General features: G+C 42.8%; 13 protein-coding genes. 6 read left to right on the top strand and 7 right to left on the bottom strand.

Annotated elements, in window-relative coordinates:
- The first annotated feature begins 85 nt into the window (after positions 1-85).
- On the top strand, positions 86-853 hold the full coding sequence (locus AC4CUX_RS17310) for an SDR family oxidoreductase (protein ID WP_039890424.1): 768 nt from the start codon (positions 86-88) through the stop codon (positions 851-853).
- Positions 854-864: 11 nt separating this feature from the next.
- Complete coding sequence (locus tag AC4CUX_RS17305; RefSeq protein WP_005401127.1) at positions 865-1,461, top strand: 2-hydroxychromene-2-carboxylate isomerase; 597 nt, start codon at positions 865-867, stop codon at positions 1,459-1,461.
- A 65-nt stretch (positions 1,462-1,526) separates the two neighbouring features.
- Here the strand turns inward: AC4CUX_RS17305 and eutC are convergent, their stop codons facing one another.
- The 4 genes from eutC to exaC form a co-directional block, all read right to left on the bottom strand.
- Entirely contained in the window at positions 1,527-2,342 is an 816-nt protein-coding gene (gene eutC / locus AC4CUX_RS17300) for an ethanolamine ammonia-lyase subunit EutC (protein WP_005401128.1), read from the bottom strand.
- 10 nt (positions 2,343-2,352) lie between these two features.
- Positions 2,353-3,738 carry an ethanolamine ammonia-lyase subunit EutB gene (locus tag AC4CUX_RS17295; protein ID WP_005401129.1) on the bottom strand — a complete coding sequence of 462 codons (1,386 nt, stop codon included), beginning with the start codon at positions 3,736-3,738 and terminating at the stop codon, positions 2,353-2,355.
- Between the two features lie 13 nt (positions 3,739-3,751).
- The gene (eat, locus tag AC4CUX_RS17290; RefSeq protein WP_005401130.1) at positions 3,752-5,197 is read right to left on the bottom strand and encodes an ethanolamine permease; all 1,446 of its coding nucleotides are present in this window, start codon (positions 5,195-5,197) and stop codon (positions 3,752-3,754) included.
- A 244-nt stretch (positions 5,198-5,441) separates the two neighbouring features.
- Positions 5,442-6,953 (bottom strand): acetaldehyde dehydrogenase ExaC, encoded by a 1,512-nt coding sequence (gene exaC, locus AC4CUX_RS17285; protein ID WP_005401131.1) that lies wholly within the window; start codon positions 6,951-6,953, stop codon positions 5,442-5,444.
- Positions 6,954-7,151: 198 nt separating this feature from the next.
- Here exaC and AC4CUX_RS17280 point away from each other — a divergent pair, with 198 nt between their 5' ends.
- Positions 7,152-8,327: a helix-turn-helix domain-containing protein gene (locus AC4CUX_RS17280; protein WP_005401132.1), complete on the top strand. Its 1,176-nt coding sequence runs from the start codon at positions 7,152-7,154 to the stop codon at positions 8,325-8,327.
- A 29-nt stretch (positions 8,328-8,356) separates the two neighbouring features.
- Here AC4CUX_RS17280 and AC4CUX_RS17275 read toward each other — a convergent pair whose 3' ends face one another.
- Both AC4CUX_RS17275 and mdh read right to left on the bottom strand, forming a co-directional pair.
- On the bottom strand, positions 8,357-9,328 hold the full coding sequence (locus AC4CUX_RS17275; RefSeq protein WP_005401133.1) for an alpha/beta hydrolase: 972 nt from the start codon (positions 9,326-9,328) through the stop codon (positions 8,357-8,359).
- Between the two features lie 192 nt (positions 9,329-9,520).
- On the bottom strand, positions 9,521-10,732 hold the full coding sequence (mdh, locus tag AC4CUX_RS17270) for an iron-dependent methanol dehydrogenase (protein ID WP_004984892.1): 1,212 nt from the start codon (positions 10,730-10,732) through the stop codon (positions 9,521-9,523).
- Between the two features lie 239 nt (positions 10,733-10,971).
- Between mdh and AC4CUX_RS17265 the strand changes: the two genes are divergently transcribed.
- The 3 genes from AC4CUX_RS17265 (at position 10,972) to AC4CUX_RS17255 (ending at position 15,865) form a co-directional block, all read left to right on the top strand.
- The gene (locus AC4CUX_RS17265) at positions 10,972-12,936 is read left to right on the top strand and encodes a hypothetical protein (protein WP_005401134.1); all 1,965 of its coding nucleotides are present in this window, start codon (positions 10,972-10,974) and stop codon (positions 12,934-12,936) included.
- Positions 12,937-13,064: 128 nt separating this feature from the next.
- Positions 13,065-14,780 (top strand): AAA family ATPase, encoded by a 1,716-nt coding sequence (locus AC4CUX_RS17260; RefSeq protein ID WP_005401135.1) that lies wholly within the window; start codon positions 13,065-13,067, stop codon positions 14,778-14,780.
- A 101-nt stretch (positions 14,781-14,881) separates the two neighbouring features.
- Positions 14,882-15,865: an ion transporter gene (locus AC4CUX_RS17255; RefSeq protein WP_004984887.1), complete on the top strand. Its 984-nt coding sequence runs from the start codon at positions 14,882-14,884 to the stop codon at positions 15,863-15,865.
- 363 nt (positions 15,866-16,228) lie between these two features.
- Here AC4CUX_RS17255 and AC4CUX_RS17250 read toward each other — a convergent pair whose 3' ends face one another.
- Positions 16,229-17,449, bottom strand: a complete 1,221-nt coding sequence (locus AC4CUX_RS17250; RefSeq protein ID WP_005401136.1) for an MFS transporter — start codon at positions 17,447-17,449, stop codon at positions 16,229-16,231.
- Between the last annotated feature and the right edge of the window lie 20 nt (positions 17,450-17,469).

The raw sequence follows: 17,469 nt of genomic DNA, 5'->3' as shown, positions 1-17,469 counted from the left end.
ATCAAAATAAAATTGACTGATGCTAAAAACTATAACATAGTGATCGTTATGATAACGATCGTTATTTTATAAAGGGAGTGGATTTATGGATGGATTACAGCCAGAACAGCAGTTGCAAAAGACTGATGCTAAAAAGAAAGTCGCGTTAGTGATTGGCGCAGGAGATGCTACAGGGGGCGAAATCGCAAAACGTTTTGCACGTGGTGGATACATCGCCTGTATGACGCGAAGAAATGCCGAAAAACTCCAGCCCTTAATTGAAGAGATAGAAGCTGAAGGTGGCCTTGCATATGGCTTTGCGTCTGATGCACGTAAAGAAGATCAAGTCATCGCTTTGGTAGAGGAAATTGAAGCCAATATTGGTGAAATCGATGTTTTAGTGTTTAACATTGGGGCGAATGTGCCATGTAGCATTTTAGAAGAAACTGCACGCAAATATTTTAAAATTTGGGAAATGGCTTGCTTCGGTGCATTTTTGACAGGGCGTGAAGTGGCAAAGCGTATGGTCGTGCGTGAGCACGGCAGCATTATTTTCACGGGTGCAACCGCAGGCATAAGAGGTGCAGCAAACTTTGCCGCTTTTGCCGGGGCGAAACATGCACTGCGTGCCTTAGCCCAAAGTATGGCACGTGAGCTCGGTCCGAAAAATATTCATGTGGCACACGTGGTGGTGGATGGGGCAATTGATACTGATTTTATTAAAGACACTTTTCCTGAGATGTACGCGCGCAAAGAACAGGATGGCATATTAAATCCCGTGCATATTGCAGAAAATTATTGGCATTTGTCGCAGCAACCGCGCGATGCATGGACGCATGAGTTAGATTTAAGACCTTGGATGGAAACGTGGTAAAAGGACAAAGCATGAAAAGCGTAGAATTTTATTTTGATTTGGGCAGCCCATATAGCTATTTGGCCTACTATCGTTTACTGCAAATGGCAGAGCGGCAAGAGATTCAGATTGTGTATAAGCCTATTTTATTGGGCGGGGTGTTTAAAGCAACAGGCAATCGTAGTCCGATAGAGATTCCTGTCAAAGGGGCTTATTCAATCTTAGATATGCAACGCTGGGCGGAGTATTACCATATCCCAATGCAAATGAATCCGCATTTTCCGATGAACACTTTAACCCTAATGCGCATTTTGACAGGCGTTCAATTGTTGCATCTAGAAAAGTTTGAGCAAGTTTTGAAACTTTTATTCGATGCGATGTTTGGTACACCACAAAATCTGAATGAACCTGCTGTCTTGGCGGAAGTGTTAAAACCAAGTGGCTTTTCTGTAGAAGATATTATGAGTATGGTTCAGTCGGAGGTGGTGAAACAAAAACTGATCACTGAAACAGAACAGGCCATTCAACGTGGCATTTTCGGCGCACCGACATTCTTTGTGGGTGATGAAATGTATTGGGGCCAAGATCGTCTACATTTTGTAGAGCAAGCACTGAATAAAGCTAGCTAAAAACCTAAGTTAATAGAACGCATTATTTAGGATCAGCCGTAAAATAACGGCTGATTTGCTTCAAATTAAAATAAACGCTTAGGCGTATGTTCCGTGTCTAGACTGACCATTTCATGTTCATCTTTTAAGTCTACACCTGAGTAGCCGAGTTTCTTGGAGCCACGCATCAGAGACATTAGTCGTTGTACTGCAACAAGAATGCTTAAGCCCGCAGGTCGAACATTTGAAATACAGTTCCGTTTAGCATCCAAAGTGCCCGAGGCAGCTTTCCAAGTATAGTAAATGCCCATACTATCAGGTGAGCTTAGGCCAGGCCTTTCTCCAATTAGCATCACGAGCATAGTCGCGTGTAGGCACTCTGCAACTGGATCACCCAAAGCGACTCGGCTTCCAGTAGCAATAACCATCGGTGCAATGCTCCAGTGTTCTGCTTGCAGCTGCGGGATAAGGTGCTGAATAAAAGGAACTGCATTTTCTTCAATCGCCCGTGCAGATAGTCCATCACCAATCACAATACAGACATCATAGTTTTGCGGGTTACTGGCTTTAAAAACCTCTAAGCCATGTTGTGAAGCTGCACTTAACAGGCGACCTAAGTCAGGACGTTTTAAGTATTCTTGCTTATTTTCAGCTTGACTGTGTACCGTTAGACTATCCAAACCTAGTGTATTAAGACTCGCAACTAAGTGTTCGACATCTAAAGGTTGATGTACGGCATCTTGCGCTTCCGCATGCGCCAGTTGAAATTTCAGCAGTTCATGGGTCGGGATACTACAACCAGCACGACCAATGGCGATACGAGCATCGGTAAATTTCTTTAAGTTTTCCCAAGCATCCTGATGCTGTTCAGTTTGATAATTTTCTAGAGGAACAAGTGACATAAGCTGCTCCTTATATATGCAAAAGTTTTTCAAATTGTGGCGGGATATGCTCAGGCCAAAGAATGTGCTGCTGCTGTTGTTTAAAGATGCCTTGTTCAGCCAACCACAGATCAAATTCAGGTGCTGCTTTTAAGCCCAAAAGTTGCCTTAGATACAACGCATCATGAAACGACGTGGTTTGATAATTCAGCATGACGTCATCCGAACCCGGAATGCCCATAATAAAGTTCAGACCTGCTGTACCGAATAGGGTGAGTAGTACATCCATGTCGTTTTGGTCGGCATCGGCATGGTTGGTATAGCAAATGTCGCAGCCCATAGGTAAGCCTAGGAGCTTGCCACAAAAATGGTCTTCCAAGCCTGCACGGATAATTTGTTTGCCATTGTATAAATACTCTGGGCCAATAAACCCAACTACAGTGTTCACTAGCAGCGGCTTGAATTTACGAGCCACAGCATAGGCACGGACTTCCAAGGTTTGCTGATCTACGCCGTGATGCGCATTACTAGATAAAGCACTGCCTTGACCTGTTTCAAAATACATCACATTTTGTCCCACAGTCCCACGCTTGAGAGCCAGTGTTGCTTCATAGCCTTCACGTAATAATTCAAGGTTAATGCCGAAACCTTCATTGGCGCGCTGTGTGCCTGCAATCGATTGAAACATTAAATCAATCGGCACATTTTTCTCAGCCAGTTGAATCCCCGAACTGATATGCGTCAGTACACAAGACTGGGTTGGAATGTGATGCTCTTGGATCACATGATCGAGTAGTTTGAGCAGCTCCGATAAATTTTGTAGGTTATCGGTTGCAGGATTAATCCCAATGACGGCATCACCATTGCCATACATCAAGCCATCCAAAATACTGGCCGATATTCCCAAGAGATCATCGGTCGGATGATTCGGTTGTAAACGGGTCGAGAGATGACCTTTCAATCCGATGGTGTTGCGAAATTGGGTGATGACTTCACATTTACTTGCAACCAAGATGAGGTCTTGGTTGCGCATAATCTTACTCACCGCAGCCACCATTTCAGGGGTTAAACCGAGCGCAAGTTGTTGTAATTTCTGCGTAGTCGCATCTTCACTGAGTAGCCAGTTACGAAAGTCTCCTACGGTAAAATGTGAAATTGGTGCAAATAAATCACTACGGTGCTCATCGATAATCAGGCGGGTTATTTCATCCTGTTCATAGCTGATCAGCGCTTCAGTTAAAAACTGCTTCAATGGAACATCGGCCAATGCCATTTGTGCGGCAACACGTTCAGTGGCATTTTCCGCCGCAACACCTGCAAGTTGATCACCTGAGCGCAGCGGGGTTGCTTTTGCCATTAAAGTTTTTAAATCATTAAACACATAGTGCTGATGTCCAATCAATGTTTTATAAGCCATGTTATAGGTCCTTCTATAAGTCTTGTTCGGCCTTACGAATACTTTCAAATTCTTCTTCAGGTGTACCTTGAACGAGTCGATGGCGACTATGGAAAATAAAGTAGGCAATAAATAGCGCATAGATGCCTGCGGCCATAAACCAAACTTTAGGATCCACCACAAAACCAGCTATCACCGCAATACTGGCTAATACCAAAGCAATCGATGAGGTGACAATTCCACCTGGGGTTTTATAGGGACGATGTAATTCTGGACGGCTGATGCGCAGTTTAATGTGAGAAAGCATCATCAAGACATAAGAAATGGTCGCACCAAATACCGCCATCAGGATGAGCAGATCACCTTCACCTGTTAGAGACAATAAAAAACCAATGATGCCGGGAATAATAATCGCTAAATAAGGCGCTTTGTTTTTATTGGTCAGTGATAACGAGGTCGGTAAATACCCCGCACGAGATAAGGCGAAAATTTGACGTGAATAGGCATAAATGATGGAGAAGAAACTTGCAATTAAACCTGCCAGACCTACAAAATTGACAAAACTGCCTAACCAACTGTTTTGACCATAGACGGCTACCAGTGCATCAACTAAGGGTGCGCCTGATTCTTTAAGTTGTTCTGCGCCAGCAGCACCAGCACCTAAGAACAGAATAAGTAGGGCAAAAGCGGCCAAAATTAGCATCGAACCGATCAAACCACGTGGTAAGGATTTGGATGGATCTTTGGCTTCTTCTGCTGCTAGTGGTACACCTTCTACCGCTAAAAAGAACCAAATGGCATAGGGTACGGCCGCCCAAATGCCGATATAACCCATCGGTAGGAAGCTACTTGCACCGATATTTTCAGTTGGTGCAATGTTAAATAAGTTGGCGCTGTTAAAATGTGGCGCCATTGCGATGATAAAGACAAAAAGAGCGACGGCTGCAATGGCGGTAATGACAAACATAATCTTGAGGGCTTCACCTGCACCTTTAAGATGAATACCCATAAAAACCAGATAGCAGATGAGATAAATGATCCATCCACCGACACCAAATAAGGCCTCGCAGTAGGCACCAATAAAGCATGCGATAGCCGCAGGGGCGATGGCATATTCAATTAAAATCGCCGTGCCAGTGAGATAGCCACCAAATGGGCCAAATGCGGTACGCGCAAAGCTATAGCCACCTCCCGCAGTGGGCAGCATGGTGGCCATTTCAGACATAGACAGGCACATGCATAAGTACATGATGGCTACGACAACCGTTGCGATAAACATACCGCCCCAGCCACCTTGAGCAAGACCGAAGTTCCAGCCAGCAAAGTCGCCAGAAATGACATAAGCCACGCCTAAACCGACTAATAATAGCCAGCCTACAGCACCTTGTTTCAGTTGCCTTTTTTCAAAATAGTCGTCAGATGTGCTTACAGTTGAAGTAGAGAGTGGAGTCGTTGAGCTGTTAATGGGAGAATCGGTCATGTGAAGCTCCATATCTTGAGTTTTTATAGATGGCTTGATGGATGCAATATTTATGCAATTTCAGTACCAAGCGACTAGACGTCCTGTCTAATGTTTATATGACACAGTTTTGAATTATTGTTTTGATGGTTGATGGTTGATGGTTGATGGTTGATGGTTGATGGTTGATGGTTGATAGAGAAAATGTTTAGGGTAACGAATCACCCTAAACACATAGAGAACTATATATGAATAGACTAAGTGCTTAGAAGAAGCCCATAGGCTTAGTTGCATAGCTCACAAGTAAGTTTTTAGTTTGTTGGTAATGATCGAGCATCATTTTGTGGTTTTCACGACCAATCCCTGACTTTTTATAACCACCGAAAGCGGCATGTGCAGGGTAGATGTGGTAACAGTTGGTCCAAACTCGACCCGCTTGAATTGCACGACCTGCACGGTAAGAGGTATGTGCTGAACGTGACCATACACCAGCGCCTAAACCATAAATAGTGTCGTTGGCAATTTTAATCGCATCGTCAAAATCTTTGAATGTTGCCACAGAAAGTACAGGTCCAAAAATTTCTTCTTGGAAAATTTTCATGTCATTGGTGCCTTTGAAAATGGTTGGTTCAATATAGAAACCAGAACCCACTTCATTACGCTCACTACCACCTGTCAGTACTTGTGCACCTTCACCGCGACCTGTTGCGATACAACCCAAAATTTTCTCTTGTTGTTCAAGTGAAGCTTGCGCACCAATCATCGTTTCTGTATCGAGCGGGTGACCCGTTTTAATGCGTTTCACACGTTCAACTGCCATTTCAAGGAATTTATCTGCAATACTTTCTTGAACTAAAGCGCGTGATGGACATGTACAAATTTCACCTTGGTTAAGTGCAAACATGGCAAAACCTTCAAGGGCTTTGTCTAAGAACTCATCGTCTTGATCCATAATGTCTTCAAAGAAGATGTTTGGAGACTTACCACCTAATTCCAACGTTACAGGAATTACGTTTTCAGTGGCATATTGCATGATCATTTGACCCACAGCAGTAGAGCCAGTGAATGCAATTTTAGCAATACGTGGATTGGTTGCGAGTGGACGACCCACTTCAACACCATAACCGTTGACGATGTTTAAAATACCGGGTGGTAGTAAGTCTTGAATGAGTTCAATTAAAACCAAAATGCTCGCAGGGGTCTGTTCAGCAGGTTTTAAAACAATACAGTTACCCGCAGCAAGTGCAGGAGCAATTTTCCATGTCGCCATCAAAATTGGGAAGTTCCATGGAATGATTTGTCCTACCACGCCTAATGGTTCGTGGAAGTGATAGGCAATAGTATCTTCATCAATTTCAGAAATGCCGCCTTCTTGCGCACGGATACAGCCTGCGAAATAGCGGAAATGGTCAATGGCTAAAGGAATGTCCGCTGCGAGCGTTTCACGAATCGGTTTACCATTGTCCCATGTTTCAGCCACAGCCAATTTTTCTAGATTTTGTTCTAGACGATCTGCAATTTTAAGGAGTAAATTTGAACGTGTAGTAGGAGAAGATTTGTTCCATTGTTCTTTGGCTTTATGCGCAGCATCCAGTGCAAGCTCGATGTCTTCTACAGATGAGCGAGGGACTTTTGTAAAAACTTTACCGTCGACAGGAGAGATATTTTCAAAGTATTCACCTTTTACTGGAGCAACCCACTCGCCACCAATAAAGTTGTCATACTGTGCTTTAAATTCTACTTTAGAACCAGATTGGTTAGGGTCTACATAGCGCATATTGAAGTTCCTTTGCTTATTGATTTTTTAAAAGCATCTACAGCTTTGGTATAAGGTACATCTGTACAATATTTAAGTAGCATAACTAATATAAGGTTGGAAAAAGGTTGGAAGGAAGGAGGTTTACAAGCCTTTGACAAATGTTTACAACCAAGTAATACAGTGGACGTATATCAGGAATTGTTTTGAGAATAAGGAATGATGGCAATGCAACATTTAATACAGAAAAGACAAGAAATAGAAAAGCTTAGAACCAGTAGCAGTATTTCGACGGTACAAGCTGAACAACTGGGAAAAAGTATTGCAAGTTCATGGCAGCGCTCTAACTCCGCAGAAATTCCAAAAGATCGCTTTGCTGCGCCCATTTCTGAAGGTTCTATGTCACAAGGTTCAGCGCTACAACATGCTTTGAGTTACTGCGCAGATGAACTAAGACATATTGCACAACAGTCTTCGATGGTGGTCGCTGTAGGCGATATTGGGAGTACGATTATTTGGAGTGCGTCCAGCAGACAAATGCGTAATGCGGCAGAAAGTGTACATTTTGTTGAAGGCGGGCAGTGGCGAGAGGAATTGGTGGGGACCAATGCATTGGCCTTGTCCTTAAAAACGCAACAGTCCAGTTGTGTCTTTTCAAATGAACACTACATGAGCTCCATCCATGATTGGGTCTGTTATGCGGCGCCGATCATCGACCCTTACTCAAAACACGTCCTTGGGGTGATTGATTTATCCACCACATGGAAAAATCATAATAGCCTTGGTCTACTCGCAGCAGAGCGCTGTGCATCTATCATCCAAACGGCACTGTTAGAATATCAGCGTCAACAGTTATATATCCGTGCTTTTGGTGTGCCGCAAGTACATTTCAATGGCAAAGTGATGGTGCTCACACCGCGACAAATTGAAATTCTGACCATCTTAGCGCTGTGCCCACAGGGCATGACTTTAGACACTTTGCATCAGGCCTTATATGGTGAGCGCAAGGTAAGTGTGGGAACACTTAAGGCCGAAATGTCACAACTGCGTGACTTGCTCGGTGGTATGTTGGGATCTCGTCCCTATCGAATTTTGGCGCATATCGAGGCCGATTTTTTACAAGCCGAGCAAGCCTTAGATGCTGCATATATCGAAACCGCGTTAAAACTTTGTTCAGGTGTTTTACTGCCTAAAACGGAAAGTCCATTTCTATGTGCATGGCGCGACTGTTTGGAGTCACGTTTAAGCAGTGCGATTTTTAAAGCCAATGAAACCGATATGTTGTTTAAACATGTCGCACGTTACCCAGAGGCGATTGATGCTGTTGAGCGACTCATTGAGCTGACACCGAATGGACATCCTGCGCATCAGCTACTTGAGAAATATAAAATTTAAGAATTCTTAATTGTGTTGGAAAGGTATATTTACACTATTTTTTGCTCGAGCCATTGGAACAGCTTAGTATAAACTTCGGTACGAACTTCAGGTGCGGAGAGTACTAAGTCGTGTAAACCGTTTTGAATGGTCACGACACTGACGTCACCTTGTAAATTTTTAGCCTGCTTTTCAATGTCTTTAACATCTAAAATCACATCACTGGTTTGCGCGGCTAGGCCCCATTTCTTCGGGTTAAGCGTTTGATGTGAATGCATAATGAGTGCAGGAACAGAGAGCTTTAAACCACCGCGATGAATTTCTTTCTGTGCTTCATGAATTGCACGTACAAAGCTGATGCGAACCATAGAGTAGCTTGGTTGTTTCCACTCCAAATCAAAGTTCCATTCACCATGCTCGTTTTGATGCAGGCTCGGTACATACCATTTATTCAGTTCACTTGGAAACTTGATGTCAGGAAAATGCTTTGCGAGTCGGCTGAGCTGCGGCACGCCAAGTTTGCGCTTAATGGGATGCATATTAAAATCATAAAAAGGGCTATTGGCCCAAAGTGCTTTGATCAGCGGATGCTTAGGATTGTGTGCAGCGTATAAAGTCGTGATTAAGCCACCCGTAGAGTGTCCTGCAAGCAGCACCGTAGTATGGCCTTCATTGCCAATGATCTCTAAGGCTTGGGTAATTTCAGCATCGTATTCGCTGAGATCACGGACATTGTAGTATTTTTGATGACTTAAATAAGAGCGCCCGTATTTACGTAAATCCAGCGCATAAAAATCATAACCATGTTGGTTAAATTGTTCAGCCATTTCGGTTTGAAAAAAGTAGTCAATAAAGCCGTGGATATACAGCACAGCTTTTTGAGTATTTTTCGGGGCTTTTTTGCGCACGAGGGTTGCGCAGACTGCACCTTCATAATCGTCTGGGAAACTGAGTTTTAATTGTTCATAGCCTTCGCCGAGGACATCAGGTGTATACGCAGGATGAGTTTGATTTTCTGACATAATTTGCTCTGGTTGTTATTGTCATGAGTTTTCTTATCCTTGATGAAGTGCAAAACTTTGTCAACCACAAATAAAAAAAGACAATTTAAGTGCACGGGTAAGCAAGGATTAGGCTTACCTGAATGAAACAGTATGGACGTCTGTTTCATTCCACTTAAATTGTCAAAGCAAACTAAAAGTTAAGGAGAGAACTTATACCGCTGCTTTAAAATCGACCACTGAAGCACCAGATTTGAGTGCAGCTTTGAAGATGTCGACCACTTGAGCATGGTTTGCTTTACGTGGGTTCGTCAGCATGCAGGCATCTTTTTGCGCATTTTCAGACATAACACCCAAATCTTGCTCTTTCACACCCAGTTCAGATAAGCTCGATGGAATACCAATCGATGCAGATAGTTCACGAATCGCGTCAATGGCAGCATATCCAGCTTCTGTCACAGTTAAACCTGTGATGTTAACTCCCATCAGTTCAGCAATACGTGCATAACGGTCAGGGCAGGCAATTAAGTTGAACTCACAGACGTGTGGGAGTAGGACTGCATTACATACGCCGTGAGGTAGGTTATAGAAGCCACCGAGTTGGTGAGCCATAGCATGGACATAACCTAGTGATGCATTATTAAATGCCATACCTGCTAAATATTGTGCATAACTCATGGCATCACGTGCTTCTAAGTTTTCGCCGTTCGCAACTGCTGGACTTAACCATTCGCTAATCATCGAAATGGCTTTTTCAGCACAGGCATCGGTGATTGGATTTGCCGCTGTTGAAACATAAGCTTCTACCGCATGGGTTAAGGCATCCATACCTGTTGCTGCTGTTAAGCTTGCAGGTTTTGCAATCATCAGTTTAGGGTCATCAATTGCAATCAGTGGAGTGCAGCGCCAGTCTACAATTGCCATTTTTACGTGCGTATCTGTATTGGTAATAATACAGAAGCGCGTCATTTCTGATGCTGTACCTGCCGTGGTGTTGATGGCAATAAGAGGAGTCATTGGAACCGTACTTTTATCAATTCCTTCGTAGTCACGAATATGACCGCCACCCGCAGTCACGAGTCCAATACCTTTAGCGCAGTCATGGGAAGAACCACCACCTAAGGACACAATAAAGTCACAACCTTGTTCGTTATACGCAGTCACGCCGTTGTGGACATTGATGTCAGTTGGGTTCGGTTCTGCACCTGGGAAGATGTGGCTATCAACACCTGCATCTTTGAGATATCCTGCAATGGTGTCGGCTACGCCAAATTTAAATAAACCTGCGTCGGTCACAATCAGCGCTTTCTTTGCACCGAGGTTTTGTGCTTTGCCACCAATTTCTTTGGCACAGCCTGGGCCAAAAAGTGAAACACAAGGGATATAAAAACCGTTCGTTTGATCTGCAATATTTTTAAAAGCCATGGTGCGATTCCTTCTACCATTATTTATGTTGTTATCGGTGCTCATTACCGTTTTTAGAGTATTGAATGATTCCAAAAACTTGTGTACCTACCAAATACCTACCATGAGTAAGGGAATGAGGAAAAATGGCTTCACCGAACAAAATGGCTATCGATAAAAGGCATAGCCTGTGGTTCAGGATTTGTTTATATTGGTTTTGAAGTTGTGGTGAAAATAGCCAAATTCAAAGAGGGCCAGCCGTGGAGAAAAACGATAAGCTTAAGCAATATCAAAGTCTTGCTATACAGTTAAGACAAGTTGTTCCGAGTATTCAGCAGCTTTATCACGAGCAGGCCGCTTTTCTTTCCACACTCAATGTGCAAAATGTTTTAAGTGTCGACGTAAAAAAACAACGGATTCAAATTTTAAATCATTGTTTTCATATTCAGTTTTATATACCGACGGAACAGGCGGAGCTGTGTGTTCCACAGTTTATCTATCAAGGGCACTATGCGGAAGCACTCGAAGAGTTTTGTTTACACGACATTGTGTTTTTAGTGGGTGATCAGTCCCCACAACATTCTTTGTATTTGCGTAATAAAGTTAAACAGTTGCGTCAGCTGATTCTTCAGCAGGTGTTTGTTTTGTTCGATGGGCCGAGTCGCGTGCAAACGATTTTGACTGAAATACGGCAAACGCAATCAGAACTCTTTCAACAGCTGTGCCAGCAAGTTGAATTCAATACAGATGATCCAACCTCTGAGCGAAGTTTGCTGGCCGAGTTGCAGCGCTTATGCAACTTAGATGTAGATCAGGCGGAAGATATTTTACCCTTACAGTCGTTGATGAATAGTTATGATGAGCTGTGTTGCAGTGCCAATCAATTCTTAGAACCACATGTTTATCGCATTATACAAACGGCATTTCCTGAACGGTTTTCTTTACAAGAGTTGATGGATCATACGCACGACATTCATTTGTTGTATCCGCATGCTAAAGAGCAGCCCCATATGCTTGGCTTTGTGCGGCTTATGCATCGGGATTTTTGGACATCGCGTGATTTGTTGTCTAAGCGGCATTTTTTAAAAACTGAGACCAAGACATGGCAAAAGAAGGTCGCTAAACTCCCGATTTTTGATGAAAGCCGTACCGTAAATTGGTTATTCAAACAAAAAGCGGTGGTGACAGACTGGGTTAGTCAAAATATTCAGCACAGTAGTATACGCGTTGCCGTAACGGCTTTAAGTTATCTCGATACTCAGTCTTATCATCCTGAGATTATTGTCACGACTTTAAAGTACTTCCAACATGTTGCGGCTCGCTTATTTATACAAAGTTGCTATGAGTATGCCTTACAACAGCACTGGTTTGAGCTGGAGGCCAACCAGCATGTGGTCTTAAAAAATAGACGCCAAGATATGGATGATCAGCGGATAGCGATCAGCCCATCTATTTTGTATTTAGATGAATGGCTCGAACTGCTGCGCCGTGTGGTCGAACAACAGCCCGAACGGGGGAAACGGGTCTACACAAAATTGAGTCGTGTAATGCAGGCCTATATTCAGCATCTAGATAAAATTGCGCAGAAACTCCCAGAAGACTTAGTGACTTATTTTAGCGAAGATAAGCAACAACACCGTGATTTTTATCTTCAGTTAAAGCAACATAAACTGTATATTGAAAGCTTTAGACAGTTGTTTTATTTAAATCATCCCCCTTTACGAGTTTCGGTGTTTGATGCATATGTGCGCGATTATTTGCCTGAACATTTCGAGACGCAAAAGGAGATTTTAAAAAATGTCACGTGGAAGAGCCTATTTCATCAGGCTGTGCAGTGGCATGATCAATTGCATAGCCAAGAGCTGCTTGCGGAACTGAAACGAAAGCTTGGTTATGTCTCATGGCAACCAATTAGTCATGAAGCTTATTATTTTATTGAGAGTTGGGTGCTTGAGGAGCTCAAAGATATTGATCGCATCATTGCTGAATCACGTCGCTTTCAACATTGTTTAGCAGCCAGTTTTGCTGAGCGAATTATCGTTCGTGAATATGCTGCATTTCATATGAGTCATACCGACGCACAGCGGCACTTGACGCTCGGTTGTCATTATATTGCAGGGCAGCTGTTATTTGATCAGCTTGAATATCCAAATAACCAAAAAGCGCTACCTGATGATGTTGTCGTCGCTGAACAATTTATTGCCATGCTGAATCAAACCCAATAACCAAGCTCTTAAAAATTAAACAACAATGGACCTAATTTGTCGCACATCATTTACTGTATGACGAGATCTGCTTAACTTTTTAGCAAAAACTCGGTAGGCTATAGCCGTTCATCAATGGTATAGGTCTTATGAAGCAAGAAACTGCACTCAAACTCTTAAAAGCGGGCGAAAATGTCTTTTTAACCGGTTCCGCTGGTGCAGGAAAAACCTATACGCTGAACCAATACATTAACTATTTAAAAGCCCGTAAAGTGCCTGTGGCGATTACTGCTTCCACAGGTATTGCCGCGACGCATATGAATGGGATGACCATTCATACTTGGGCTGGCATTGGAATTAAAGATGCGTTGGGGGAAGATGAACTCAAACGCATGAAAGAACGTAAATACTTAAAAGAGCATTTAGAAAATGCCCAAGTCTTAATCATTGATGAAATTTCGATGCTACATGCCAAGCAACTCAATTTGGTCAATAAAGTCCTTAAGTTCTTTAAGGAAAGTGAAGAGCCATTTGGCGGGATTCAAGTGATTGTTGCGGGTGACTTCTTCCAGTTACCGCCAGTTGGTAAAAATGAAGAGCGCAACCGCGATAAATTCTGTTTTATGTCTGATGCTTGGGTCGAAGCCAAGTTTCGTGTGTGTTATTTGACTGAGCAGCACCGTCAGGGCAATGATTACCTCAATGATATTTTAAATGCCATCCGCAGTCAGAGTATTAACGCTCAGCACTTGCAGGCTTTACAAGCTACACGTCAGCAAGATATTGGGGAAATCTTTACACGTTTATATACGCATAATATGGACGTGGACACCATCAATTTCAAACATTTGAATGAAATTGAAAATGAAGGTCGACAGTTTGAAGCGGTGTGTGATGGCAATGACAAGCTTATTGAAACGTTAAAGTCTTCTGTGCGAGCACCTGAAAACCTAACCCTCAAGAAAAATGCCAAAGTGATGTTTGTAAAGAACAACTTCGATGTGGGCTATATCAACGGTAGCTTAGGCGAAGTAGTGGGCTTTGAAGAAGATGATGACTTTGGGATCTTGCCGAAGGTCAAACTGACTGATGGTACGGTACTGGTGGTTGAGCCTGAAACTTGGTCAGTGGACAATGATGCAGGCAAAACCATTGCCAGTTTTCAGCAAATTCCATTGCGTTTGGCATGGGCCATTACCATTCATAAGTCGCAAGGGATGACTTTAGCGGCAGCGGAAATTAACCTCAGCCATACTTTTGAAAAAGGACAGGGCTATGTGGCTTTGTCGCGCTTAAAGACTTTGGATGGTTTAAGGCTACTGGGTTTTAATGAACAAGCTTTGGAGTTAGATAGTCTTGCCATTAAGGCAGACCGCCGCTTCCAAGAACTCTCCGATGAAGCCGAAACACATTTTGAGGCCGTTGATCTTGACCCGCAGCACAAGGCATTTATCCGTCACTGTGGCGGAACGCTCAATGAAATTGAGATTGAGCGGAATGAAAAGAAAATTGCCCGTAATGCAGGTAAAGCCAACTATGCTTCTGCAACACTTGATGAAACACGTGAATTGTTTGAAGGTGGTTATGAAATTGCAGATATCGCACAAGAGCGCGGTTTGACGGCTGCAACTATTATCAACCATTTGGCAAAGTTGCATAAAGAGCAAGGCTTGGATATTTCCGTGGCACATCCTGGAGAAGAAGTAGTTGAGCAAGTGCGGAAAATTTATAAACGCTTAATGAAGCGTCAGCAAACAGAACACTTTAGCGAAGATGGTGCGATTAAGCTTCGTCCTATTGTGGAACTGACAAATCCACGTATGGGCTATGACCAAGTTCGTTTAGCGCTGTTATATATTGAATAACATCTTAAAACTAGGACATTTCGTGCAGAAATTTCTTACTTACTTTGCCCAGAACTTCAGTTAAACTGAATTTTAAGGGATAAGAATAACTTAGAATCGTAATGAAATTGACAGCTTGGTACACGCTTCGCAAATTTGTTTATAACAATTTGCATAATGAGGATTATGAGACGCCCTTAAGTCGAGGGTTAAACTATTTTCTCATTGCACTGATTATGAGTAATGCTGCTGCGGTCTTGCTGGAGTCGGTGCAAAAGTACTATGTGTTGTATCAAGACTTTTTCTATTATTTTGAAATCTTTTCTATTATCGTTTTTAGCGTCGAATATCTTTTACGTTTTTGGTCAATTGCTGAATCTAATAGTTTTGAGTCGGATTGGAAAAACCGTCTAAATTGGGTCAAAAGTGGTGGGGCGATTATCGACCTTTTGGCTATTCTACCTGCCTATTTAAACTTCTTTGTTCAGTTCGACTTACGATTCTTAAGAATTGTTCGTTTGCTCCGACTTCTCAAGCTCACCCGCTACTTTGTCTCTCTACAAATTTTATTACGTGTCATTGAGCGTGAAAAAGGCTCATTTCAAGCGGTTATTTTCATCTTAATGATTATGATCATTATGGCGGCTGCAGGGGTGTATTTGATTGAAAGTCAGGCACAACCTGAAGTTTTCAGTTCCATTCCTGCTTCAATGTGGTGGGCCGTGGTTACATTGACCACCGTCGGTTATGGCGATGTGACACCTATTACGCCGTTAGGACGCTTTCTTGGTGCGATTATTACTATCTTAGGTGTAGGTTTAGCGGCATTACCTGCGGGTATTTTGGCGAATGGTTTGGCCAATGAACTTGAGCAGCGTAAAGAAAAACTTGAACTCAGATTTCGAGAACTAATCCAAAATAGCGATATTGATTTTGTCTTGGAGACAGAAAAAATTGAAGAAGTTCGTAAAGAAGTTGGGCTGACCAAAGAGCAAACACACGATATTATTTTACAGCTCATTCGTGAACAAAAAGAAGAATCTTTAAGGCAAGAGCGTGAGCAATATGCCTATTGTCCACACTGCGGGAAAAAGCTACCTGAATGATTATGCCAGTCAGTTAAGGAGTTTCGTATTGAACTTCTTAACTGCGGAGTCTCACCGTTTTTAAGTTCAATTTTGGAGTTCTTTTTTTCGCCAAAAGAAACACATTGGTCATTTGAACAAACAGTCCATATTAAAGGCGATTACATCGCCTTGGGCTGCAAATAAAAGCTTTGCTTTTATTCTTACCGCAGCTTGCGGATGACGTTATCGCGTATCGAATAAAATTTAGAGTTTAAAAAAAATGCCATTAAGATTTTTAATGATCTGACATTAATCTGAATGATGGATTGTAAAAGCGTGCATAACAATACGATTGAGTTCTTACGCACGCTTATTGTTTTAGATAAAGTCATTTATTGGGGGTTAACAAGTCTGATTTGAATCGCTTTTACATGCGGATATCAACTTTTTCTCATGCTGAAAAGCCAACAATAAAATAATCAGCCCACCTAAACTTAGTAAAACTCCGACCCAGATTGGAGCTAGCCAACCTAAACCTTGGCTAATTAACCAGCCGCCCAGAAAAGCACCAAAAGCATTGGCAATATTAAATGCAGAATGATTCAGCGAAGCTGCTAAGCCTTGTGCATTACCAGCGACATCCATTAAGCGGGTTTGTAGTAAAGGCCCCAAGCCTGCAATACTGAAGCTAACCAAGAAGAGTGCAATAAAAGCAGTGGCAAGGTGATCCATAGACAGGGCACAAAGTACATAAGAGCAGGCATTGGAAACTAAGACCCAAATAATCGCCTTGTTTAAGTTTTTATCGGCAAAGTGTCCTGCGACAACACCGCCGACGACCAACCCGAGCCCAATACATGCCAGTGCAAACGGAATGACTTGAATGCTAGCATGGGTATATTCAGTCAAAATAGGTGATACATAACTATAGACAGAAAACAGCCCACCAAATCCAATTGCACCGACAGCAAGCGTGAGCCACATTTGTGTATTTTTAAGTCCACGCAGCTCATTTTGAATGCTGGCTGTGTGATCCAGTTGCATTTTGGGTAGGCCAAAACAAATTGCGACCACAGTCAAAAATGCGATAGATGCAGAAAACTCAAAACCTGCCCGCCAACCATACAGCTGACCCAGCCATGTCGCAAAAGGCACACCAATCACGGTCGCGACATTCAGCCCCATCATGAGCATGGCGACTGCCGAAGCACGCTTTTGTTTTCCAGCAAACTCTGCAACCACCAAAGCGGCAATACCAAAGTAAGCGCCGTGAGGGAAACCTGCAATAAAACGTGAGACCAACATAGACTCATAGCTGTTTGCGAGTGCTGTACTGGCATTGGCGATACCATAAAACAGCATGAGGCCAATTAAGAGCGTTTTACGCGGAACCTTTGCGGCCAAAATGGCAATCACAGGTGCGCCAATAGTCACACCTAAAGCATAGGCACTAATAAAATGCCCTGTGACAGGAATGCTGAGATTGAAACTTTGTGAGATCTCTTGGATGAGTCCCATCGCAACGAATTCAGTCGTACCAATACAAAAACCACCGAGTGCTAATGCCAAAATAATGACAGATAAGTGACTCGTTGGTGGGATGCTATTTTCTTGAGAGGACATAAATAGACGAGAAAATGAAA

It is taken from the genome of Acinetobacter sp. 231_lipA (genome assembly GCF_058243005.1).
Note: the sequence above shows the minus strand (reverse complement) of the source record. Positions and strands in the feature narration are given on the sequence as shown.